The sequence below is a fragment of the Microlunatus phosphovorus NM-1 genome (genome assembly GCF_000270245.1).
GTDB lineage: Bacteria > Actinomycetota > Actinomycetes > Propionibacteriales > Propionibacteriaceae > Microlunatus > Microlunatus phosphovorus.
Map to the genome: position 1 here is coordinate 5,341,050 of NC_015635.1, position 22,422 is coordinate 5,363,471.

The 22,422-nt window shown below is 67.0% G+C and carries 18 protein-coding genes, 1 tRNA gene and 1 other RNA gene; 12 read left to right on the forward strand and 8 right to left on the reverse strand.

The annotated features are described in order from the left end of the window. Positions 1-12 precede the first annotated feature (12 nt). On the reverse strand, positions 13-1,971 hold the full coding sequence (locus MLP_RS24215) for a hypothetical protein (RefSeq protein WP_013865860.1): 1,959 nt from the start codon (positions 1,969-1,971) through the stop codon (positions 13-15). A gap of 121 nt (positions 1,972-2,092) precedes the next feature. Beyond that, complete coding sequence (locus MLP_RS24220; protein WP_013865861.1) at positions 2,093-3,358, reverse strand: aspartate kinase; 1,266 nt, start codon at positions 3,356-3,358, stop codon at positions 2,093-2,095. A gap of 164 nt (positions 3,359-3,522) precedes the next feature. Between MLP_RS24220 and MLP_RS24225 the strand changes: the two genes are divergently transcribed. The 4 genes from MLP_RS24225 to MLP_RS24240 all read left to right on the forward strand — a co-directional run bounded on the left by MLP_RS24225 (position 3,523) and on the right by MLP_RS24240 (position 7,368). After that, the gene (locus tag MLP_RS24225; protein WP_013865862.1) at positions 3,523-4,569 is read left to right on the forward strand and encodes an ABC transporter substrate-binding protein; all 1,047 of its coding nucleotides are present in this window, start codon (positions 3,523-3,525) and stop codon (positions 4,567-4,569) included. 127 nt (positions 4,570-4,696) lie between these two features. Next, positions 4,697-5,749, forward strand: coding sequence for an ABC transporter substrate-binding protein (locus tag MLP_RS24230; RefSeq protein ID WP_013865863.1), 1,053 nt, complete (start codon positions 4,697-4,699; stop codon positions 5,747-5,749). 76 nt (positions 5,750-5,825) lie between these two features. Next, on the forward strand, positions 5,826-6,353 hold the full coding sequence (locus tag MLP_RS26860; protein ID WP_013865864.1) for a DUF1707 SHOCT-like domain-containing protein: 528 nt from the start codon (positions 5,826-5,828) through the stop codon (positions 6,351-6,353). Positions 6,354-6,363: 10 nt separating this feature from the next. Further along, entirely contained in the window at positions 6,364-7,368 is a 1,005-nt protein-coding gene (locus tag MLP_RS24240; protein WP_013865865.1) for a Gfo/Idh/MocA family protein, read from the forward strand. A 136-nt stretch (positions 7,369-7,504) separates the two neighbouring features. Here the strand turns inward: MLP_RS24240 and recR are convergent, their stop codons facing one another. The 4 genes from recR to MLP_RS24260 form a co-directional block, all read right to left on the reverse strand. Then, positions 7,505-8,104, reverse strand: a complete 600-nt coding sequence (gene recR / locus MLP_RS24245) for a recombination mediator RecR (RefSeq protein WP_013865866.1) — start codon at positions 8,102-8,104, stop codon at positions 7,505-7,507. A gap of 41 nt (positions 8,105-8,145) precedes the next feature. Continuing rightward, positions 8,146-8,481: a YbaB/EbfC family nucleoid-associated protein gene (locus MLP_RS24250; RefSeq protein WP_013865867.1), complete on the reverse strand. Its 336-nt coding sequence runs from the start codon at positions 8,479-8,481 to the stop codon at positions 8,146-8,148. Positions 8,482-8,605: 124 nt separating this feature from the next. Then, complete coding sequence (locus tag MLP_RS24255; protein ID WP_013865868.1) at positions 8,606-11,182, reverse strand: DNA polymerase III subunit gamma and tau; 2,577 nt, start codon at positions 11,180-11,182, stop codon at positions 8,606-8,608. Positions 11,183-11,891: 709 nt separating this feature from the next. Further along, entirely contained in the window at positions 11,892-13,346 is a 1,455-nt protein-coding gene (locus MLP_RS24260; RefSeq protein WP_013865870.1) for an MFS transporter, read from the reverse strand. 48 nt (positions 13,347-13,394) lie between these two features. On the opposite strand from MLP_RS24260, the gene MLP_RS24265 reads away from it, so the two are divergent. Both MLP_RS24265 and MLP_RS24270 read left to right on the forward strand, forming a co-directional pair. Further along, positions 13,395-14,576: a PQQ-dependent sugar dehydrogenase gene (locus MLP_RS24265; protein WP_013865871.1), complete on the forward strand. Its 1,182-nt coding sequence runs from the start codon at positions 13,395-13,397 to the stop codon at positions 14,574-14,576. Positions 14,577-14,596: 20 nt separating this feature from the next. Then, positions 14,597-15,451 (forward strand): DUF72 domain-containing protein, encoded by an 855-nt coding sequence (locus MLP_RS24270; protein WP_013865872.1) that lies wholly within the window; start codon positions 14,597-14,599, stop codon positions 15,449-15,451. Here the strand turns inward: MLP_RS24270 and ffs are convergent. Further along, positions 15,447-15,543: signal recognition particle sRNA small type (gene ffs, locus MLP_RS26955), an RNA gene on the reverse strand. The two genes, MLP_RS24270 and ffs, sit on opposite strands and share 5 nt — an antisense overlap. A gap of 220 nt (positions 15,544-15,763) precedes the next feature. On the opposite strand from ffs, the gene MLP_RS24275 reads away from it, so the two are divergent. The 5 genes from MLP_RS24275 (at position 15,764) to MLP_RS24295 (ending at position 19,054) form a co-directional block, all read left to right on the forward strand. Continuing rightward, positions 15,764-16,429, forward strand: coding sequence for a hypothetical protein (locus MLP_RS24275; protein ID WP_013865873.1), 666 nt, complete (start codon positions 15,764-15,766; stop codon positions 16,427-16,429). A gap of 75 nt (positions 16,430-16,504) precedes the next feature. Beyond that, positions 16,505-17,491: a phosphotransferase family protein gene (locus MLP_RS24280; RefSeq protein ID WP_013865874.1), complete on the forward strand. Its 987-nt coding sequence runs from the start codon at positions 16,505-16,507 to the stop codon at positions 17,489-17,491. Positions 17,492-17,542: 51 nt separating this feature from the next. Beyond that, positions 17,543-17,983 (forward strand): MATE family efflux transporter, encoded by a 441-nt coding sequence (locus tag MLP_RS24285; RefSeq protein ID WP_013865875.1) that lies wholly within the window; start codon positions 17,543-17,545, stop codon positions 17,981-17,983. Positions 17,984-18,072: 89 nt separating this feature from the next. Beyond that, positions 18,073-18,160: transfer RNA gene (locus MLP_RS24290), tRNA-Ser, on the forward strand. A gap of 261 nt (positions 18,161-18,421) precedes the next feature. Beyond that, positions 18,422-19,054 carry a DUF433 domain-containing protein gene (locus MLP_RS24295; RefSeq protein WP_041793429.1) on the forward strand — a complete coding sequence of 211 codons (633 nt, stop codon included), beginning with the start codon at positions 18,422-18,424 and terminating at the stop codon, positions 19,052-19,054. Positions 19,055-19,194: 140 nt separating this feature from the next. Here MLP_RS24295 and MLP_RS24300 read toward each other — a convergent pair whose 3' ends face one another. Continuing rightward, positions 19,195-21,573 (reverse strand): TOTE conflict system archaeo-eukaryotic primase domain-containing protein, encoded by a 2,379-nt coding sequence (locus MLP_RS24300; RefSeq protein WP_013865877.1) that lies wholly within the window; start codon positions 21,571-21,573, stop codon positions 19,195-19,197. Between the two features lie 230 nt (positions 21,574-21,803). On the opposite strand from MLP_RS24300, the gene MLP_RS24305 reads away from it, so the two are divergent. Continuing rightward, the gene (locus tag MLP_RS24305; RefSeq protein ID WP_231851390.1) at positions 21,804-22,421 is read left to right on the forward strand and encodes a Fic family protein; all 618 of its coding nucleotides are present in this window, start codon (positions 21,804-21,806) and stop codon (positions 22,419-22,421) included. The last annotated feature ends 1 nt before the right edge of the window (position 22,422 follow it).

The window sequence follows — 22,422 nt, forward strand, 5'->3', positions numbered from 1 at the left end:
GCTGTGCTGTCGTCACTCGCGACGGGCCAGCAACCCGCCGACATAGCCGAGCACCGCACCCACCACGATCAGGATCGTCCCCGAGCCAGGTGTGGCGCTCAGACCGACCACTCCGATCGTGACCAGCAGCGCCACCGTCAGCAGCACTGCGATCACGGCGCTGAAGCGGGTCAACCGGCCAGAGCTGCCGGTGAGACCGAACGCCATCAATCCGGTCAGCACCAGGAGCACGATGCCGAGGTTGACCAGCTGACCCAACACACCGAGGTCGACGGGCGCGTCGATCAGGTCAACCACCGTGGCGGCACTGACACCGAACGAGGTCGGGTTGCCGACTGCGCGCAACGGCAGCATCGCACCCATCACCACCGCCACCGCGCCGGCCAGGGTGAGCAGCACCCGCGCCCAGGGTCGCCGATCAGCGGCGGTCTGGATGATCGTGCCCTCAGCCGACACCGAGCTCTGCCCATCCGTCACGAAGACCGTCACCGGGCGGCTGACCTCACGACCGGCAGGCGGTCGAGGCGCCGACATGGTGACCCGACTGGTCAGCAGCTGACCCGGACCCACGATCAGCTCGGTCGGCGAGAAGCCGAAGGAGACGGAGTTCTCGGGGTCATCGCCCTGCAGCCAGACCCGAGCGGCCCTGGCGCCACGGCGATTGTCCACCACGACCGACGCCGCGCCCCTTCGACCGGAGCCCAGTCGGAGCACGCTCGGATCGAGCCCGACCACCAGCGTGGTCATCGGCGAAGCGCTCGCGCTGTGCACCATCGACACCTGGGTACGCGCGACCCGGCGGCCGTCCGAGGCGGTCAGCGTCACGATCCGAGTGGTCTCGGTCCCTGGTTCGGGGGCGGGTCCGACCAACTGCAGCTCGACATTGGTGGTGCCACCGGCCGGCACGTGGACATCGGCGGATCTCCAGTACACCTGGACCACGCCCTCGGGGTCCGTGGCCGCCAGCCGTACGGTGGTCGCGTGCCGTCCGGCACGATTGTCGAGGGTCAGCCAGACCTGGGCGGCGACGTCGTCACGCACGCGTACCAGGGCCGGTGCCACGACCAGCTCGACGGCCGGATCCTCGATCACCACAGACGTCGACTGCACCAGCGTCGCCGTCGTATTCACCCGGCGGGCGCCCTCAGTCGCGGACACAGTGAGGGTACGTGACAGCTCCGTGCCCGGCTCGGGCCGACGAGATGTCGTCACCGCGCGAACTCGAACCGACTCCCCGGGGCTCACGACGACCACCTCAGGGTCGAAATGGAAGCTCACGGCGAGTTCGGGATCGCTACCGGACAGCCGGATCCGTGCGGCTCGGTTGGAGCCGCCGTTGTCCACCACGACGACGAACCGGCCGGTCTCCACGTCGCGGATCCGCACCACGCTCGGCTCGGTCCGCAGCTGCACCGGGGCTTCCACCACCGGCACCAGCACGGTGACGCTGACGGTCTCCTGCGCCGTCGGCTGGGCCAGGGAGCGAACGGACAGCCGTACGACACCCGACCCCGCCGGCACCAATGCCTCGGACTCGATCCGGAAGGAGAGGACGAGCCGATCCTCGCTGCCGGGCAGCAGCCGCACCGTCGACGACTCAACCCGGAGCCACCCCGGGGCCCCGCTGACGTCCACCTCATAGCCGTCGACGATGCTGGATCGGTTGACGATCACCAGACCGAGCTGGACCGGCTCACCGGAGACCGGCACGGTGAGGCTGTCCTGCTCGGCCCGGACCGCCAGCACCGGCTTTCGCTCGCTGGGGTGCTCGTCGAAGGAGATCCGCTGGATCACCCGGGTCTCGACGCTCGCCTCGTCGGGCGGTACGGCACGCGGGCCGGCGGTCGAGTCCGGCTTCGGGATCATGGAGGTCCGGTCCCAGCCGAGAAAGGCACCACACCCCTGGTTCTGGCAGAAGGTCGCGTCGGCAGGATTCGAGTCCCCGCACGCCTCGCACACGATGGAGTGCATGGTCGACCGACCTCCTCCGGCAATGCTGCTCACGGCAACGCTCCCTCATCAGACGTTACTCGTCAGAGGATGAGCCGAGGGATACAGATACCTCTTTTACCTCTTTGCGCGGAGGCGAGGATCAGCGCCCAGTGCCGGCGTAGACCACGGCCTCCTCTTCGGCGTCCAGGCCGAAGGCGGTGTGGGCGGCGGCCACGGCTCGATCGACGTCGTCGGTGTCGACGACGACCGAGATCCGGATCTCGGAGGTGGAGATCATCTCGATGTTGACCCCGACCTCGGCCAGTGCGGTGAAGAACCTGGCGGTCACGCCGGGATGCGAGCGCATTCCGACGCCGACCACCGAGACCTTGCCGATCCGGTCGTCGTACAAGATGTCGGAGAAGCCCAGTTCATCCTGCAGTTGCCTCAGCGCGGCGATCGCGGTCGCACCATCGGTCTTCGGCAGCGTGAAGGAGATATCGGTGCGATGAGTCTCCACCGCCGACACGTTCTGCACGATCATGTCGATGTTGATGTCGGCGGCGGCCACGGCCTCGAAGATGCGAGCCGCCTCACCGACCACGTCGGGCACCCCGACGATGGTGATCTTGGCCTCGCTGCGGTCGTGCGCAACGCCCGAGATGATCGCCTGCTCCATCTGGCTTCCTTCCTCCCAGTCTTCGACCCAGGTGCCGTCCTTGTCGGTGAACGAGGACCGGACGTGCACCTTCACGTGCTCACGGCGCGCGTACTCCACACAACGCAAGTGCAGGATCTTGGCCCCGCACGCTGCCATCTCCAGCATCGTCTCGTACGAGATCCGCGGGATCCGCCGCGCGCTCGGCACGATCCGCGGGTCGGCGGTGAACACGCCGTCGACATCGGTGTAGATCTCGCAGTGGTCGGCGCCGAGCGAGGCCGCCAGCGCGACCGCGGTGGTGTCCGACGCACCCCGACCCAGGGTGGTCACGTCCTTGGTGTCTTGAGCAACGCCTTGGAAGCCGGCCACGATCACGATGTCGCCCTTCTCCAGGGCTTTGGTGATCCGACCAGGGGTGATGTCGATGATGCGGGCGTTGCCGTGCGTGCCGGTGGTGATGATGCCCGCCTGTGAACCGGTCAGCGAACGAGCCTTCAGGCCCTGATCGGCGATCGCCATGGCGAGCAGCGCCGCGCTCATCCGCTCGCCGGCGGTGAGCAGCATGTCCAACTCACGGGGCGGAGGCTGCGGGGACACCTTGAGCGCGAGGTCCATCAGATCGTCGGTGGTGTCGCCCATCGCCGAGATGACCACGACCACGTCATGACCCAACTGGCGAGTTGCGACGATCCGCTTCGCCACGCGCTTGATGCTCTCCGCATCCGCGACCGACGAACCGCCGTACTTCTGGACTATGCGGCCCACGCCGCCTCCCTACTCTCCGCTCGGCTCTGTCATCTCTCCTCGGGCTCCCGCCGCTGGAAATCCGCAGGCAACTCTATGCCCTCCCGGCCACCGAGGGCGGCGATCTGGACCGGCCGAGACGCGGCTTGCCGGCAGGTGGGGTTTCCACTGACTACTCTCGACCCGTGACCACCCCCGTACCATCCCTGAGCCGCCGCCTGTTCCTCGGCGGCTCGTTGTCGGCGATCCTGCTCGGCGGTCTGGCCGCCTGCAGCGACAAGAAAGTGGAATCGTCGGAGTCGCCGACTGGGCCGAGCCCGGCGTCGAACCCGGCCTTCCCGGCGACGGTCGAGCACAAGTACGGGACGACCACGATCAAGGCGGCACCGCAGCGGATCGTGGTCGTCGGTTTCACCGAGCAGGACGCACTGCTGGCGCTCGGCGTCGCACCGATCGCGACCACCACAGCGACCTGGGCCGGCGACGACGTGGAGTACAACATCTATCCGTGGGCGAAGGACAAGCTGGGCGACGCGAAGCCCACCGTGCTGGACTCCACCGAGGGTCTGCAGTACGACCAGATCAAGGCGCTCAAGCCGGACCTGATCATCGGCACCAACGCCGGCCTCAGCAAGGACGACTACACCGAGCTGAGCAAGATCGCGCCGACGATCGCCAACAGCGGCACGTACGACAGCGACTGGTACGAGCCCTGGGACACGCAGACGGAGATGATCGGCGAGGCGGTCGGCAAGGTGCCCGAGGCGAAGCAGCTGATCGCCGATCTGAATCAGCGGTTCGCCGACGCGCAGGCAGACCATCCCAAGTTCCAGGGGGTCACGGCCGCCTTCGTCCAGGCGCCCTACACCGATGGCAGCGTGATCGCCTGGCCGGCCGGGCTGAGCAGCGACTTCCTCACCGATCTGGGCTTCGTCATCCCCAAGTCGCTGGACAAATTCGTCGACGAGCAGGTCGCCCAGGCAGAGATCCCGGCCGAGGACACCAAGGTGCTCAATGACGCGAAGGTCCTGGTCTGGGGCAACGAAGGTGCCGAGGACGAGGCCGACATCCGCGCTGACAAGGTGCTCAGCCAGCTGGATGCGATGAAGGCCGGACGCGTCGTGTTCACCGGGGACACGGTGACCTCAGCAATCTATTTCGGCTCGATCCTGTCCATCCCGTACGTGTTGGACGCCTTGATCCCCAAGCTCGACGAGGTCGTACCGGCCTGATCCTCAGGCCAGCCCGAGTCTGCCCTCCCGGATCTGCTCGAGTTTGTCGGGCTTGCTCGACCTACAGGTAGAGCGAAGCCGACAAGATCGAGCAAATCGACAAATGGTTTAGGTTAGGCTCGCCTATATGTCCGACCTGGCCAGTTCCGCTCATTCCCGGCCCGTTGCCCGAGTCAGCCGACGCCTGCTGCTGGGTGGTTCGCTTTCCGCCGCCCTCGTCGCCGGTCTCGCCGCCTGCAACTCCTCGGCCGCCCCGGCTGGCGAGGAACAGCCCTCGGCCCCTGCCGCTGCTGTCTTCCCGGTGACGGTGACGCACAAGTACGGAGACACCGTCGTCCCGACCGCCCCGGAACGGATCGTGGTCGTCGGCTTCACCGAACAGGACATCCTGCTGGCACTCGGCATCACTCCCGTCGCGACCACCGAGTGGTACGGAGACCAGCCGTACGCCGTGTGGCCGTGGGCAACCTCGAAGCTCGGCGAGGCGAAGCCCGAGGTCATCAGGGCTCCCGACAAGCTGCCACTGGAGAAGATCGCTGCGCTCACGCCCGACCTGATCATCGGCACCAACGCGGGTCTGAGCAAGGAGGTCTACGACTCCCTCAGCAAGATCGCGCCCACCATCGCCAACAGCGGCAAGTACGACAGCGACTGGTTCGAACCCTGGCCGGTCCAGACGCTCCTGGTCGGCAAGGCCGTGGGCAAGGAAGCCGAGGCCCAGCAGCTCGTCGACGAGCTGACCAAGAGGTTCGCCGACACGGCAGCCTCGCACCAGCAGTTCGCCGGGGTGCCGGCGATCTTCCTGCAGTCGCCGTACTACGAGGGTCACGCGATCGCGTACCAGGATGGGCTCAGCACCGACTTCCTGACCGATCTGGGCTTCGTCATCCCGAAGGAGCTGGACGCCTATGAGCGCGACGGCGAGCAGGCCTTCATCCCCGTCGAGAAGCTGGACGTGCTGAACGCCGGCGACGTACTCATCTGGGCGACCGAGAACGACAAGTCCGAGGCCGAACTGGCGAAGAACAAGCTGTTCGGCCAGCTGGAGGCGGTGAAAGCCGGGCGGTCGATCTACACCGGCGCCGAGCTGGCCGGAGCCATCTATTTCGCGACCGTGCTCAGCCTGCCCTATGTGCTCGACGCTCTCGTCCCGCAACTGGAGAAGGCGTTGCCGGCCTGACCCGGACATCCCAGCCTGACCCGAGCACTGAGGAATGTCACGGCGCGGGTGAGCCGCCCGGTGGGATACTGGCGCGGTGAGTGAGCCAGTTCCGCAGCGGATCGGCGACGCGGAACGAGACCGCGCCGCGGAGTACCTCCGGGAGCACATGAGCGTCGGTCGACTCACCCAGGACGAATTCGACGAGCGCCTCACCGCGGCATTGCAGGCTCGGACCTCCGCTGACCTCGAGCCGCTGTTCGCCGATCTGCCCGCGCCGAAGCCCGGACAGGAGAACGCTTCGACCGGCAGCCCCTGGCCGGTCTACCAGGCACCGGCTCTCCCGTCACCGACCAGCTATGGCGCAGCCACCTCATCATCGTCATCGGCCCTGCAGCCGATACCGCCGATGCCGAGCAGCACGGTCGCCAATGTGTTGGCGACGGTCACCGGCGTGGCCTGGGCCTTGTTCGTCCTCAACTTCATCGTCGGCCCAGGCCTGTGGTGGCTGGTGTTCGTGCCGATCGTGTTGTCCTCCATCGCCGGCCAGCAACGGCAGGAACTCAACCGCCGCGAGAAGCTCTGGCGGGAAGCTCAGCATCGCCAACTCCCACCAAACTCGTAGGGTGAGTCCCATGGGCGCCGAAGCAGACATCAGATGGGGCATCGTCGGACCGGGCCGGATCGCGGCCAAGGTGATGCCTGACTTCGCGTACGTGCCGAATGCGGTCTGCGTGGCCGCGGCCTCCCGCTCCCTCGATCGGGCGCAGGCGTTCGTCGACGAGTTTGGCCTGGAGCGAGCGTACGGGTCGTACGGCGAGCTGATCGCTGCGCCCGACATCGATGCCCTCTATATCGCCACCCCGCATCCACAGCACCACAAGCTCGCGGTGGCGGCGCTGCAGGCCGGCAAGGCCGTGCTGGTGGAGAAGACGTTCACTGCAACAGTGGCCGGGGCGGAGGACATCATCGCCACCGCGCGGGCCTGCGACGTCTTCGCCATGGAGGCGATGTGGACCCGATTCCAACCGGCGATCATCGCCGCCCGTTCCCTGATCGAGGACGGTGCGATCGGCGAGGTTCGCCAGGTGCAGGCCGATCTCGGCGTCGACCGCCCGTACGACGAGTCCGATCGGCTCTTCGACCCCGCCCAAGGGGGCGGTGCGCTGCTGGATCTGGGGGTCTATGTGGTGAGCTTCGCCCAGTATTTCCTGGGCGAGCCCGACCGGATCGAGGTCACCGGCTCATTGGCCCCGACCGGGGTCGACTGGGAAATCGGGCTCTTGCTGGGCTATGCGGACGGGCGGGCAGCCACGCTGCTCGGCTCACTGCGACACCACACTCCGGGGGCCGCGCGGATCTTCGGCACCAAGGGATGGATCGAGGTCCCACCGCGCTTCCACCATCCCGACCGCATCGTGCTACACCGCAAGGGAGCCGACCCGGAGCAGATCATCCGACCGCCGGACGGAGTGGGCTATTCGCACGAGCTGGCTGAGGCCACCCAATGCCTGCGTGCGGGTCGGACGGAATCATCGGTGATGCCGCTGTCCGACACTCTTGCCGTGCAGCGGATCCTGAACGAGGCATCCGAGCGACTCGGCGTCTTCCACCGCGAGGACGACTCGATCGAGGTCTAGGCGTGGTCTAAGGCGGCCAACCTGCGTACGTTCTTGGCCCCGCGGCGCCAGACGCCCGAGCCGCGCACCTGACAGCCCGCGGGGCTCGTCGGATTCGAGTGTCGAGATGTCCCTACCGTGCGAATTGACCGGTGGCTCACGCGTCGATGTAGCGGCGGCCCTCGAAGGCACGTCCCAGGGTGACCTCGTCGGCATACTCCAGATCGCCACCGACAGGCAGGCCGCTCGCCAGCCGACTGACCCGCACACCCATCGGGATCAGCAGCCGGCTCAGATAGGTGGCCGTGGCCTCGCCCTCGAGATTCGGGTCGGTGGCGAGAATGACCTCGGTGACCACGCCATCGGCGAGCCGCAGGCAGAGCTCGCGGATCTTCAGGTCGCCGGGTCCGATGCCATCGATCGGGCTGATCGCGCCACCGAGCACGTGGTAGCGCCCGCGGAACTCCCGAGTCCGCTCCACCGCGACGACGTCCTTGGACTCCTCGACCACACAGATCAGCGACGGATCCCGCCGGGGATCACGGCAGACCCGGCACTGTGTCTCCTCCGACACGTTGAAGCAGATCTCGCAGAACTTGACGGTGTCCTTGACCAGCCGCAGGGTGTCGGCCAGCCGCAGCACATCTTCCGCGTCGGCCGCGAGGATGTGGAACGCAAGTCGTTGCGCGCTCTTCGGACCGATGCCGGGCAGTCGGCCGAGCTCATCGATCAGGTCCTGGACCGGGCCTTCGTACACCTACCTGCGCTCCTTGATGCCGTACGTGTGATCGCCGCAGGTCAGAACGGCAGCCCGCCACCAAGACCGCCACCAAGACCACCAGCCAGCGGACCGAGCTTTGCGGCCGTCACAGCCTGCACCTGATGATTGGCGTCTCGGACGGCGGCGACGACCAGGTCGGCCAGTGTCTCCGTGTCCTCGGGATCCGCGGCCTCGGGCTGAATGACCAGGCCGACCAACTCGCCCGTACCGCGCACTGTCGCCGTCACCAGACCACCACCAGCCGAGCCGGTCACCTCGGTCTCGGCCAGCTCCTGCTGCGCCTGCAGCAGCTGCTGCTGCATCGCCTGGGCCTGAGCCAAGAAGCCGGACATGTCGCCATCGGACGGAAGCATCGAAGAACCGTTCTCTCGTGGTGGGCCGTGTTGGTGTGGAATAGGTGGGATCTGAGGATCGCCGGGTGGTCGCACTCAAGCCTATGTGCCGTACGCCGCCTGAGGTGGGAGTCGAGCGTATGGGTCATACCTCATGCGGCTCCTCTCCGATGATCTCCGCGCCGAGCTGCCGGGCGAGCAGCTCGGTGTGGGACTCCTCGAGATCCTCGATGTTGGAGTCATAGACCGACACCGCCTCATCGCGCAGGTCCTCGACCTCGCCGGAAGCTCCTACCCCACCTTGTCGGGTCGGTCGGATGCCCTGCCGGGCCTGTTCCCGCCATCGTGGGTCAACCCCGCCCGGCGGTCCACCGCGCTGGCTGTCGTCATCGCTCCCGCTGTCTCGAGCAGCAGTCTCCGAATGACTGAGGGGACCCGGCTCTGCAGCGCTCGGCGCAGGGGGATTCCAAGCAGGGGCAAGCGCAGCTGAACCTGCCGCACTCGCGGTCGGTGTCGAGCCATCGCTGGCCTCGGACGAGCCGCTGCCGAACGAGCCACCGGCGGCCGACCCGCCGGGGGCCCCAGAACCACTGCCGACAGGGACTCTGGAGCCACTACCTGGGCCAGGACCTCCTCGGCCACCGGAAGAAACACTCGGGTCGACGATCGTCTCGATCCGCAGATCGACCCCGAGAGCATCGTTCAGGGCGTCTCGCAAGATGTTCTCGCTGCCGCCCTTGGCGAAGCTGTCCCGCGGACCGATGCCGGCCATCGCCAGCACCAGCACCCCGTCGCGAACATCGGCGACGTGCGCGTTCTGGCTCAGCAAGATCCAGGTGAATCTGCGCCGACCCTTGACCTCCTCCAGCACCTCCGGCCAGAGCCGCCGGACATCGGTCACCGTGAGCTGCTGGCGTCCGGCCGATTGGCCTGCGGCTGGCGGCGCTGCCGTTGGCGACCCGGCAGTCGGCGGCGGTGCGGCAGGCGCTCGAGGACCGGGCGGTTGGGTTGCCGGCACCTGGGTTGCCGGCACCTGGGGCGGAGCTGACGCCGGCTGGGTCGGGACCGGTGCTGCCGTTCGGTCGGACAGTCCGCCCCATCCACCGGGCCCCGAACTCGATGTCTGGCTGGGCGGGGCGGCTGGGCGGGGCGTGCTGTCCGCCTGAACGTCCTGTGACTGCGCGGGGGCACCTACCGCTCTGGTCGGCTGCAGCGCCGCGCGGGCGGCAGCCGACCCTGACGCCGCTGCCCCAGGCTCGGCCGGCGCGCCTCCTGCCGGAACATCGGCCGGTCCCGGGCCGGCTGATCCCGAGCCAGTCGGTGTCGGTCCGTCGCCCGCCCCAGTCATCCCGAGCCGCTTCTCGACCCGATCGAGACGAGCATGAATGCCACGGCCATCAACGTCGGCGCCAGGCAGCAGGACCCGGGCGCACATCAGCTCCAGGTGAAGCCGCGGTGCGGTCGTGCCACGCATATCCGTCAAGCCCTTGGCGATCACCTCAGCAGCCCGGGTCAGCTCGCCAGCGCCCAGACCCGCGGCCTGCGACGTGAGCCGTTCGGCCTGGTCAGCAGCGACATCGACCAGTCCGGACGTCAAGGCATCCGGCACCGCGGCGACGATCACCAGGTCACGCAGCCGCCTCAGCAGATCCTCCGCGAACCGCTTGGGGTCCTGACCGACCTCGATCACCTTGTCGACGCAGGCGAACACACCGCCTGCATCGCCGGCCGCGAAGGCGTCCACGAACTCATCGAGCAACGAATCCGGGGTATAGCCGAGCAGCGCGGCTGCCTGCCGATAGCCAACCCCGTGCTCGTCAGCCCCGCCCAGGAGCTGATCGAGCACCGACAACGAGTCGCGTACCGATCCCGCGCCGGCGCGGACCACCAACGGCAGCACTGCCGGTTCCACGGCGATGCCTTCGGCCTCGCACAGTTGCGCCAGGTAGTCGCCCAGCACCTTCGGCGGCACGAGCCGGAACGGATAGTGATGGGTACGCGACCGGATGGTGCCGATCACCTTCTCCGGCTCGGTCGTCGCGAAGACGAACTTCACATGCGGCGGCGGCTCCTCGACCAGCTTCAGCAAGGCATTGAAGCCCTGCGTGGTCACCATGTGCGCCTCGTCGACGATGTAGATCTTGTAGCGGCTTGCCACCGGCGCAAAGAACGCCCGCTCCCGCAGATCCCGGGCGTCGTCGACACCACCGTGGCTGGCGGCGTCGATCTCGATCACGTCGATGCTGCCCGGGCCACCGCGCGCCAGATCCCGGCAAGACCGGCACTCCCCGCACGGCTCCGGCCGCGGTCCCTGCTCGCAGTTCAGCGCCCTGGCGAGGATCCGGGCCGAGGTGGTCTTGCCGCAGCCACGCGGTCCGGAGAACAGATAGGCATGATTGACCCGGTTGTTGGCCAGCGCCCGCTGCAACGGCTCGGTGACGTGCTCCTGGCCGATGACTTGGCTGAAGGTATCCGGCCGATAGCGCCGATAGAGGGCCAGCGGCGGTGCGGACGCTGAGGAGGCGGTCGCCTCGGTGGGACGGGCAGTCGGAGGCTGATCATCCGGAGCGGACGGCTCGCCCTCGTCGGCCCCTTCGAGCCCCTCCTCGGCCCCTTCGAACAGGGCCTCCTCCTGGCTGAACTCCGGCAGATCCGGCGGCAGATCGGCGTCATCGGGCGCATCCCAGCGGCCGGCGCCCTCGGCCGTCTCAGACCACGTCATGCCCTCACCCACGCAACGCACCCTATGCCCCACCTCAGACAGTGTCTTCGTCACTCGCTGCTCGGGGGCGTAGGTCAGCTCTGTGGTCGGGCTCGGCCGGACCTGTGAGTGGCGCGGGCAGCCCGCCGTCGTGTTGGTCGTCTGTGGCCCACGGGCACCAGACGTACGGGTCTTCCGTCTGATCCACGGTCACTTATGGCCGTGGCGCCGGGGCCGGGGGGAAACCGTGCGCCGGGCACGGCTGACTGCCGATCATCTTGGGCCCGTCGGCGCGGCCCGATCGCAACTTCGCACCAACTGCTATCACTGCGCACCACGTACGCGGGGTGCGAAGTTGCATCAGCTGGTGCGAAGTGGGGATTGGGGTGGCTGACCTGCGGTCGCCGGTCCGGCTGGCGCCGCCAGCCAAAGATGTACGCGGCCCTGACGGGATGCTGAGTCGTTTCGCGCCGCCGGGCCACCGACGACCACCAGTTGCGCGTGCGCGGCGTACGGTTTGCGCCACCGGGCCACGGACGGTCGTTGAGCGGACGCGCACGGCGTACCTCTCGCGCCGCGGGGCCACAGACAAGCGCCGGAGCGGTGACCTCTGGCTCTGTCAGGTGGGATCGCTGATCGAGAAGGAGGCAAGGCACCTGTTCACGGCCGAAACAGGTGCCAAACCTCCTTCTCGCGAGCGGGGTAGCAGCAGCTGGTGCGAAGTCGGAACTCAGTTGCCTTTGCGAAAGTCCCAGTACGCGGCGGCGAGGGCGACCAGCAGGATCGCGAGCGATACCGCCAAGGTGACCTCGAGCCCGGCGATCGGGCCGCCGGCGTGACCCACCTGATAGGCGGTCACCAAGACCGCGGCACCGAGGGCACTGCCGATCCGCTGACCGGTCTGCACCACGGCACCTGCGGCACCACCCATCCGCGGCGGCACCGCGGCCAACGAGAGGGTCTGGTTCGGCGAGATCACCGCACCGCCGCCGATCCCGGCCAGCAGCAGCGGTGCGGCCACCACCCACCAGCGGAACTGGTCCACCGAGGAGGGCAGCGCGATCCACAGCACGATCAGGCCTGACATCATGACGGCGATCGCCATCACGGTCAGCCGACGGCCCACCCGGGAGACCAGCCGGCCCGCGATCGGCGACATCACGGTCGTACCGACGGCAAACGGTGTGGTGATCAACCCGGCCTGCAGCGGCGTGAATCCCATCCCTTCCTGTAGGAAGATCGTCACCACCAGCAGCACCCCGGTGAACCCGGTGAAATAGAGCGTCCCGATCAGCACGCCGTTGGCGAATCCGCGGGTGCCCCGGAGCAGGGTGAGGTCCAGCAGCGGCGCCCGACCCGCCGCCTGCTGCCGCCGTTCCCACCGGACGAACGCGACCAGGAACACCGGCACGGCGAGCAACAGGAACAGCCAGGGTCCGAGCCCCTCCTCCGACTCGACCACCGGCAGCAACAGGCTGAACACTGCGGCGCCGAGCAGCAGCGCACCGACCACGTCGATGTGGCGCTCCGCCTTGGCACCCAGCTCGGCGCCAGACCGATCTGCCGGACTCGGACGACCGGGCACCCAGCGCCAGATGAAGATCAGCGCGACCAGCCCGATCGGCACATTGATCCCGAAGATGTAACGCCACCCGTCGCTCTGGCCGAACAGAGCGATCAACGCGCCACCCAGGATCGGACCTATCGCACTCGCCACACCAACGGTGGTGCCGAAGTAGCCGAACGCGATCCCGCGTTCCTTGCCCCGGAACAGTTGCTGGATCAGCCCACTGCTCTGCGGAGTCAGCAAGCCTGCCGCCATGCCTTGGACGACTCGAGCCGCGATCACCAGCCGCGCGTCCGAACCCAGACCTGAGGCTGCGCTCCCCGCAATGAAACCGGCCAGACCGATCATCATCAGCGCCCGGCGACCGTACACGTCGCCCAGCCGTCCGCCGGCAACCAGGGTGAGACCGAACGCAAGCGCGTAGCCGGACACCACCCACTGAATCGTCGCCGTGTCGGTCTGCAGACCGGTCTGCATGGAGGGGATGGCGACGTTCACGATGGTCACGTCGAGCAGTGCCATGAATCCGACGGCCAGGGTCACACCCAGGATCCGCCAGCGGTCCGGGCGTGGCTCTTCCACCATCTTGCCGGAGCGATCGGAGGACTCATAGGGCACGACGCGATTCTGCCCCCGAAGCTCACAGGTACGGCGAGGAGAATCAGCATGGTGGTGACCAGACGACAACTGCTGTACGCCTCCGCCGGCCTCGGTCTCGGCGCTCTCGTCGGCTGCAGCGCTTCCACGACCGATGCGCCAACCGGTTCGACGAGTCCGTCGAGCACCCCCGCCCCGCCCGAGACCCCGACGCCGAGCAGCTCGGTCAGCGCATCGGCGAGTTCACCGACCCCGACGCCGACCGCCTCCGCGACCGGAGCGCCGAAACCCAAACTCGGCGACGCCATCGCCGAGAACTTCGACGTCCCGTGGGGACTGATCTTCCTCGCCAACGGCGATGCCCTGGTCTCCGAGCGCAACAGCGCCAAGATCATCCGAGTGACACCCACAGGCAAGAAGACCACCCTCGGCACCGTCTCCGGCGTGGTCCCGCCGAGCGGTATCGGCGAGGGCGGTCTGCTCGGTATCGCCACTGCCCCGGGCGACGAGGAGACCCTGTTCGTCTACTACACCTCGTCCTCGGACAACCGGGTCGCCCGGATCAGTCTCCGCGGCGGCAAGGTCGGCAAACCCAAGGCCGTGCTGACCGACATCCCGACGAGCACCCATCACCACGGCGGCCGGCTGCTGTTCGACGCGGACGGCATGCTGCTGATCTCGACCGGCGATGCTGAGCAGTCCTCGCTCGCTCAAGACCGGGACTCGCTCGCCGGCAAGATCCTGCGCATCCGGCCCGACGGGCGCGCCGCACCGGGCAACCCGTACCGCAATCGCACCTGGTCGTACGGTCACCGCAACATCGAGGGCCTCGCCTTCGATGCCGGCGGTCGCTTGTGGGCGACCGAGTTCGGCGAGAAGGCCGCCGATGAGCTCAACCTGATACGCAAGGGCGGGAACTATGGCTGGCCCAAGGTCGAGGGTGAGTCCGACGACAAGGCCTTCGTGAATCCGAAGCTGACCTGGGAGCCCACCAGCAGCTGCTCTCCGGCCGGACTGGCGATCACCCGCTCCACGGCATTCGTCGGCGCTCTCCAAGGCAGGTGCCTGTTCGCCGTCCCGCTCGATGGGACCAAAGCAGGCAAGTCCAAGGCCTACTTCGCCGACGATCTCGGTCGGATCCGCAACGCCGTGGCTGCGCCCGACGGATCACTGTGGATCACCACCTCCAACACCGACGGGCGGATCGACCCCCGCCGGGACGACGACAAAATCCTGCGGGTATCGCTCTGACCGAGGCAGGCTGATCGTGAATGACTGAGGTGCACATCGGCATCTCCGGCTGGACCTACCCACCGTGGCGCGGGGACTTCTATCCGCCGGGGCTGCCGCACAAGCGTGAACTCGGCTATGCCGCCTCCCGACTCGGCTCGATCGAGGTCAACGGCACCTTCTACGGCCTGCTCCGGCCGGCTACCTTCGCCAGCTGGGTGCCCGAAGTGCCATCACGCTTCGTGTTCGCTGTCAAGGGCAGCCGGTTCATCACCCATCTCAAGAAGCTCGGCGACGTACGGACTCCGTTGGCCAACTTCTTCGCCTCGGGCGTGCTGGCTCTGGAGGAGCATCTCGGCCCGCTGTTGTGGCAACTGCCGCCCAATCTCGGCTATGACCGGGAGCGGCTCGCGGCATTCTTCGAGCTGTTGCCGCGCACTCTCGGCCAGGCGGCCGTGCTCGCTCGCGAGCACGATCACCGCATCTCCGCCGATCGGGAACTGCTCACCACGGGCCATCCACGACACCCGATCCGGCATGCGCTCGAGGTGCGCCACGACAGCTTCCGCACCCCCGAGCTGGCCGAACTGCTTCGTGCGCACGAGATCGCGCTCGTGCTGGCCGACAACCCGGGCAGCTGGCCCGTTCTGGACGAGGCGACCACCGACTTCCGTTACGTCCGCCTGCACGGCGACACGGAGCTGTACGCCAGCGGGTACTCGGCGGCGGCACTCGACAGCTGGGCTGCGCGGATCGCAGCATGGTCGGGCACGGGCCAAGACGTGTACGTCTACTGCGACAACGACGCGAAGATCCACGCGCCGTACGACGCCATGGGCCTCATGGAGCGCCTTGGGCTGTCGCCAAGCGACGACGCCCCGGCGATGAAGACATAGAAGTCCCCCGCGCACCCGAAAGAGCTCACTTACCCTTGCTGCCTTCCGGCCCTGGGGGGATTGGGCGAGATATCGCCACGCGGGGGACCGGCGACCAGTGTACAGATCATCCGGTACCGGCGCCGCCACGCTGCTCATGCCGGCTTGTGTGTGAATCTTGCGCCGAGTTGGCACCCTGAAGTCACACGCAACTTCGTGAGATGGGCGTCGGACTGGTCGACCGGAATCAGGACTGCCGCAATCGCGGCCCAACGAGCTGGCGATTGCCCGTCCGGCAGTATGTGCATCGAACAAACCAGGACCGGAGTCACCATGTCGAGCACCGCACCAGCAGATCCACCAGCAGCGCCGATCGGCCTGCCGGCCGCGATCTTCATCATCCGGCACGGTGAGAAGCCGACCACGGTCAGCGCAACAGACACCCCCGACTCCAACGCCAGCACCTCGGACGGGAAGCCCCAGCAGATCCTCGGGGTCGACATCAACGGGCAGAACGACGGCGATTCGCTCATCCCCCAGGGTTGGCAGCGGGCCGGCGGTCTGGCGACGCTCTTCGATCCAACAGACGACCAATTCCCCAGCCCGTACCTGAGCCGTCCGACGCTGATCACCTCGCCCTCGTACGGCAAGCCCGAGAAACACCGGACGTACCAGACGGTCTGGCCGTTGGCGCTCAGATTCGGCGCCACCCCGACGGTCACCGTCGCGGTCGGTGAGGAGGATCAGCTGGTCGACTGGCTGTTGCAGCAAGCCGACCAGACGGTCCTGGTCTGCTGGGAGCACGACCACATCTCAGACATCACTGCCGGGCTCGCGCCGGTGATCTCCGGCGGCGACGTGCCGGGACCGTGGCCCTCCGACCGTTTCGACGTCGTGGTCGCCCTCACCTCGAATCCAGCTGCTCCGGGCACCTTCTACTGCCACCAGGTGCCGCAACTGCTGCTCGCCGGGGACTCCAGCGAACCGATCCCGGCATAGGTCGGGTAGACACCTAACGCCCCCTGACCAGGGGCTGGTGGCCGCCCAAGACCGGTGCCCTACCATCAGCCCACTATGGAGAGCATCACGAAGAACCGGCAGTCGCTGGACACCCTGCGAGCCATGGTCTCGCGGGCGTACGGGCCCGACGAAGTGATCCCGGACGGCGAGGACTGGGTCAGCGAGCTGGGACACGGTTGGTTCAACGTCGCCTACCGGATCCGACTGCGCAGTGGGCGCGAGTCCGTGCTCAAGATCGCTCCGCCCCCGGGGGTGGAGGTGATGACCTACGAGCAGGGCGCCATGGGGATCGAACTGGCATCGCTGCGGATGATCGAGGAGCAGACCGATGTGCCGGTGCCGCACGTCGACTACGCGGATCAGAGCCACGAGTTGTGCGACGCCGACTACTTCTTCATGCCCTACATCGACGGCGACAACCTCGGCATCGTCGAGGCCACGCTGGAGCCGGCTGAGCGGGTGGCCTACAACGAGTCGCTCGGTGCGCTGAACCGGAAGCTCAACTCCGTTGTCGGGCCGTGGTTCGGCCGGCTGGCAGGTCCACCGGATCCCACCTGGCGTACGGCGTTTCGGCGGATGATCGACGACGTCCTGTCCGACGGCGAACGCCGCTCGGTCGATCTGGGTGTCAGCTATGACCTGGTCCGTGAGTTGATCGCCGAGGCCGAGCCGAGCCTGGACGCGGTGACTGAGCCTCGGTTCATCGAGTGGGACCTGTGGACGAGCAACGTGATGATCCGCGACGGCGAGATCGTCTGCATCATCGACCACGAGCGTGCCTGCTACGGCGATCCGCTGATGGAGGCCGGTTTCACGGCACTGGATCTGCCCGTGTTCGGCGATCCGGCACCGTTCATGCGCGGGTACGGCTGGGGTCCTCTGACCGAGAACGAGGTCACTCGGCGCCGGCTGTATTCGCTCTACCTGATCTTGATCATGATCATCGAGACGGACTATCGCGGGCACACCGACACCGTCCAGTACGACTGGGCGCGAGAGCGGATGGCCGAGCTACTGGCGCTCTTCGGACGGTCGCGCTGACGTCGGCATCGGGTTCTAGCCAGGATCGCGGTTCTGAGGAGGAACCCGATCTTGCAGAGGATCACGGAGCAGGCGCCGAGGCCAGCCACCGGTGATCCGGCCCGAGCCGCCCGCGCCGCGGGCAACGCGTTCATCATGTTCTGGGCCGTCGCGGTGCTGACCTCCGTCGGTGGACTGCTGGCGCTGGAACCGCTGCTCACGGTGTTCGGGACGACCGAGGAACTGCGGGGCATGGCCCGCGACTATGCGGTGATCATCCTGGCCGGGGCGATCTTCGCCACCGGATTCTCCTCCCTGGTCCGGGCCGAGGGACGAATGCGGTTCTCCACCTTGCTGTGGGTGGTGCCGGTGCTGGTGCAGATCACCTTGGATCCGTTGCTGATCTTCGGTTTCGGGATGGGGGTACGCGGTGCCGCGCTCGGCACCGTTGGCGGTCAGGCGTCTGGCTCGGGCTGGCCGCCGGCGAGCTGGCCGCTGCCGTGGCCGCGCTGATCGTGCTCCGGGTCACCTGCTCGGACTGGGCTTGTCCGAGGACGGTTGGGGATTCGCGGGACGCGGCAGAGCCCTGTAAGGTTCCGCGCGGAGGATTCGCCTAGAGGCCTATGGCGCTCGCTTGGAAAGCGGGTTGGGTTCACGCCCTCGCGGGTTCGAATCCCGCATCCTCCGCCAAGTGAGTCACGTTGAACCCTCGACACGCGAAAGCGGTCCGAGGGTTTTGTTATGTCCGCCCTCCTCGTCGGTGTCTTCAGCGCCACCAACTGCCGCGGCCGCGCATTCCGACGCAAGTCGGCCTTCCACCGGCCCGAGACAACGTGGGAAAGAGATCGGGCCAAACTGCGGACCCGCCGCAGAACTGACGCACGCCCACTCAGACGGGTTGATCTGTTCGGCTGAGGGTCTCAGACGGTACCGTCGATCCCGGAGGTGACGGTGACCAACATCTACAAGACACCGATCCTGACCGCGCGCGAGACCGCTCGGTATCTCCGCATGCACGAAAGCACTCTTGACCGCTGGCTGGCCACGGATGACCCGCTGGTCCACAGCGTGACACCTGAGCGCCGCGGCTGGCCGCGAGTTCCCTTCGTTGGTGTCATCGAGGCCTACGTACTCCGCGCTCTCAGGGAACTACGAATGCCGATGCGGGACATCCGCGCAGCCGCCGCAATCGCGCGGGAAGAGTTCGACGACCCCTACGCGCTAGCGCGTCAGCGGATCGCTACGGATGGCGTTGCCGTCTTCGTCCGTCTCGCTGACGAGCAGCTGGTTCATGCGTCCAGCGGACAGCTAGCGATCCGAGAGGTGCTGGAAGAGCATCTCCGCTACATCGAGTGGGACTCCGAAGGCGGAGCACAGCGTCTTCGGCTCAAGCAGTTCCCTGAATTTGCCGACGTCATCATCGATCCGCGCTTCGGGTGGGGCTCGCCGGTACTCGGCAGATCGAAAGTCCGCGTGACGGATCTGGTCGAACTGTGGCGCGCGGGCGAGCCGATTGCCGGGGTCGCGGAAGAGTATGACCTCGACGTGAACATAGTTGAGGATGTCCTCCGGTTCGCCGCCTGAGTTCTTCCTTGACCGGCAACGCGACGGTAGCTGAGATGTCACACGACTTCTCGTGGCGCTACCGTCCATTGCCCGCGCCGTTCCCCGGGCTGCTGCCCGCTTTTCGGCAACCTTCTGGCACATCCATGCGGATGGGTCAATCAAGAGAATGTGGCCGTGAAGCCCATCTGTCGGTACGCAGTTCGCCGTCGGGAGAACTGGGCCTTCAGGACCGGGACGTCGGCATCCACGTAGTCATGGACGATGACCTCGGTCTTGCCTTCGTGGCGGCGTAGCGCCCGGCCGACTGCCTGTGTGAGCAGTCCTGGGAAGGAGATCGGGCCGACCAGGAAGACCGTGTCGATGATGGGCGCGTCGAATCCCTCCCCTCCGTACGGGACGGTCGTCATGACCAGGAGCGGGTCACCGGGATCAGTATCGGCGATGCGGCCGCGGATGGCAGCCAGCGCCTTGGCACCGATGCCGCCACGCATGATCAAGGCCTCCGTGTCCGGCAGCAGCTCGGCAAGCGTGGTGAGGTGATCGCGCCGACGGGACAGCACCAGACACTTACGTCCCTGTTCGAGGGCGATCGCAACATCGGCGGCGATCTGCTGGTTGCGACCGACGTCGACGGCGAGCAAGCCGTCCAGCTGAGTCATGGCACCAGGCAGAGCGGGGTCCAGATCGACTGGGCAGCGGTAGGCGGTCTCGCGGATGCGCAGTTCGCGACGCGGTCCCTCGTACGGCGTGACCAGGCTGGACTCGCTAGGCAGCGTGTCCTTCATGACATGCCGGATCGGACCGAGCTGCCAGCTGGTGACCTGCTCCAGACCGTCCTTGCGCTCGGGTGTCGCGGTGAGACCCAGCCACCAGGCGGCGCCGATCTGGGATACGACGCCTTCAAAGGATCCGGCAGCAAGGTGGTGGCATTCGTCGACGATGACCTGACCGTAGTCCTTCGTGAGCTCGCGGACCTTGGCCGAGTCATGGCGGGCCAAGGTCTGCAGCAGCATGATGTCGACCTGCCCTCGGAGCTTGGTCCGTCCGCCTCCGAGCTGGCCGGCCTTGATGCCGAGCAGGTCGCGGAGCTGCGCTCGCCATTGCGCGGCGAGCGCGGTCTTGTTGATCAAGATCAGCGTGCTGACGGCGCGCTCGGCGATGACAGCACAGGCCATCACGGTCTTTCCGGAGCCTGTCGGCGCATGCAGGATCCCGTCCTCGTGAGCCAGCAGCGCGTCCACCGCCGCGGTCTGCCGGTCATCAAGTCTCCCGAGGAAGGACACCGCCAGTTCGTTGCCTTGGCCGCGTTCGTCCTCGCAGGTCAGTTCACCGCCCGACTGCGCGATCAGGGCCGTTGCCTGTTCAAGCAGCCCACGAGGCAAGATCAGGTCCCCGTTGACCGCAACATCGAAACCCTGAATGAACCTCGGGATCTGCCAGGTCGACCGTCGTGCGCGCTGCGCCTCATAAAAGCCCGGATTGTGGATCGTCGCCGCGTGCCGGAGCGCCGCCGACAATCCCGGCGTCAGGTCCTTGTCCAGGATCGTCAGTCTTGCGGCCAGCGTGCCGCGTACGTGGGCGGGCGGCCGCGGCTGGATCGCGGTCGCGGGCGAGGCCTCCAGCCTGATCACTTCCGGGCCGACACTGATCCGGTCCTTACGAGCGACCGACGCAACCTGGCGTGGCGTCATCCGGTCCAGTCGGGACAGATACTCCCATTGATCGGGCCACGGTTCCCAGGTCGCAAGGTCGACGAACACGGTCGTACGCCGCTCGATGCGTCGCTTCCCGTTCAATGGAGCCGCAATCAGGCTCCCGACACCGGACGCCCCGACCGGCACCGTGTCTTGGTTGGGGAACAGCCGGTCATAGCTGGTCAGCGGCATGGAACCGCGCAGCGCCATCGCGCGGTGGAGGCAGGCAGTGCCCATCGCTCTCGCGTCCGCGGCTGAGACCGGCGCGGTGAAGAAGGTCCAGGCGTGTGCCCCACGACCCGACTGGGAGATCTCCAGCCCGCATGGCACACCCAACGAGGCAGCAGCCTTCACGTAGGCATGGGCATCGAGCATCGCCTGCGGACCGTCGAAGTCGGCGGCCAGCCACCAGCAAGTCGCATCCGCCAGCAACGGATACAGGCCGATGAACAGCTCCGTGTCCTTGTGCAGGTGGTCGGCCACGACCTCGGCGGTCAGCGGGAGCGGTCGCCGGTCCCACAGTGAGCCTTTGCGAAACGGATCCCGCGTCACCGGATACCAGCCCTTGGTTCGCTTCCTCGGGTTCTCCCAGTACTTCGCGTAGACGTCTGGGCGTGCCGCGAACAACCGCTGGTACAGCGCGAGCTTCGCCGCGGGCGGTGAGGAATTCGTCACCAAGCCGGGATCGGAGGGTGCCAAGGTGGGCTGGTCCGGCGGCGGCTCGACGCCATCGCTCACCTTGAGCAGGTTTCGCAGGCGCTGGTTCTCGACCCGGAGCAAAGCCAGTCGCCGCTCGAGATCGGTCAGCCGCGCCGACTGGTCATTGGCCCTGGAGTCAGACATCTGGTCACCTCGTCGGTTTGGTCGATCCAAGCCCGTTGACAGGGCCTGAGCGTAGTAACCAAGCCCAGGCAATGACAGGCGTGACTCAGCTATGCGCACGTCGCTTCGATCAGATCTGGTGCGTCATCCGGAATGATTGAGCCAAGATTTGCTCGACCTAGGACAAGGAGCACGCCATGCCAGCGATCGAAGTCGTCGACCTCGCCGGAGTCGTGTATTCCTCGGGCAAGGTGTTCGACGGGCTGTCGACCGGGCGCCTCGACACTGAGAGCTTTCTCCGCTCCGGGAGCCTGGCGGGAGTCCGCTCTCGTGCGGACCTGGCATTGCTCGAGGATCTGCGCGATGTCGCGCAGTTCATCATCGACCACCGGGCAGAGCCGATCGACGTGAAGTTCGTCCGCGCCGTCAACGCCAAGATCACCCGCAGCGGAGCGATACACCCTGGACAGCTCAGGGCGCAGGACCAGCAGATCGGCGTACGCACCCGTTACGGCCGACATACGCCCGATGCACTCACGGAAGCAGAACTCCAGCGCATCATCGACACCGCGCTCCACAGTGGCGACCAGATCGAGAACGCCTTGGACCTCTTCGTCAATCTAGCGAAGGCTCAACCGTTCGAAGACGGCAACAAGCGCACCGCGCTGTTCGTTGCGAACAGTCTGCTGATCGGCTCCCGGACCCCCAAGCTTTTGACGATCCCCGTCGATGAGAATGACCCAACCCTGTCCGACTCGTTCAACGACCTACTCGCGAGGGCCTATGTCTTCGGCGAGCATGACGAAGTGAAGAGACTCCTGCGCACTCAGGGCGTCACCGAACGCAAGAGTCGCAGGAGTCGAGAGTGAC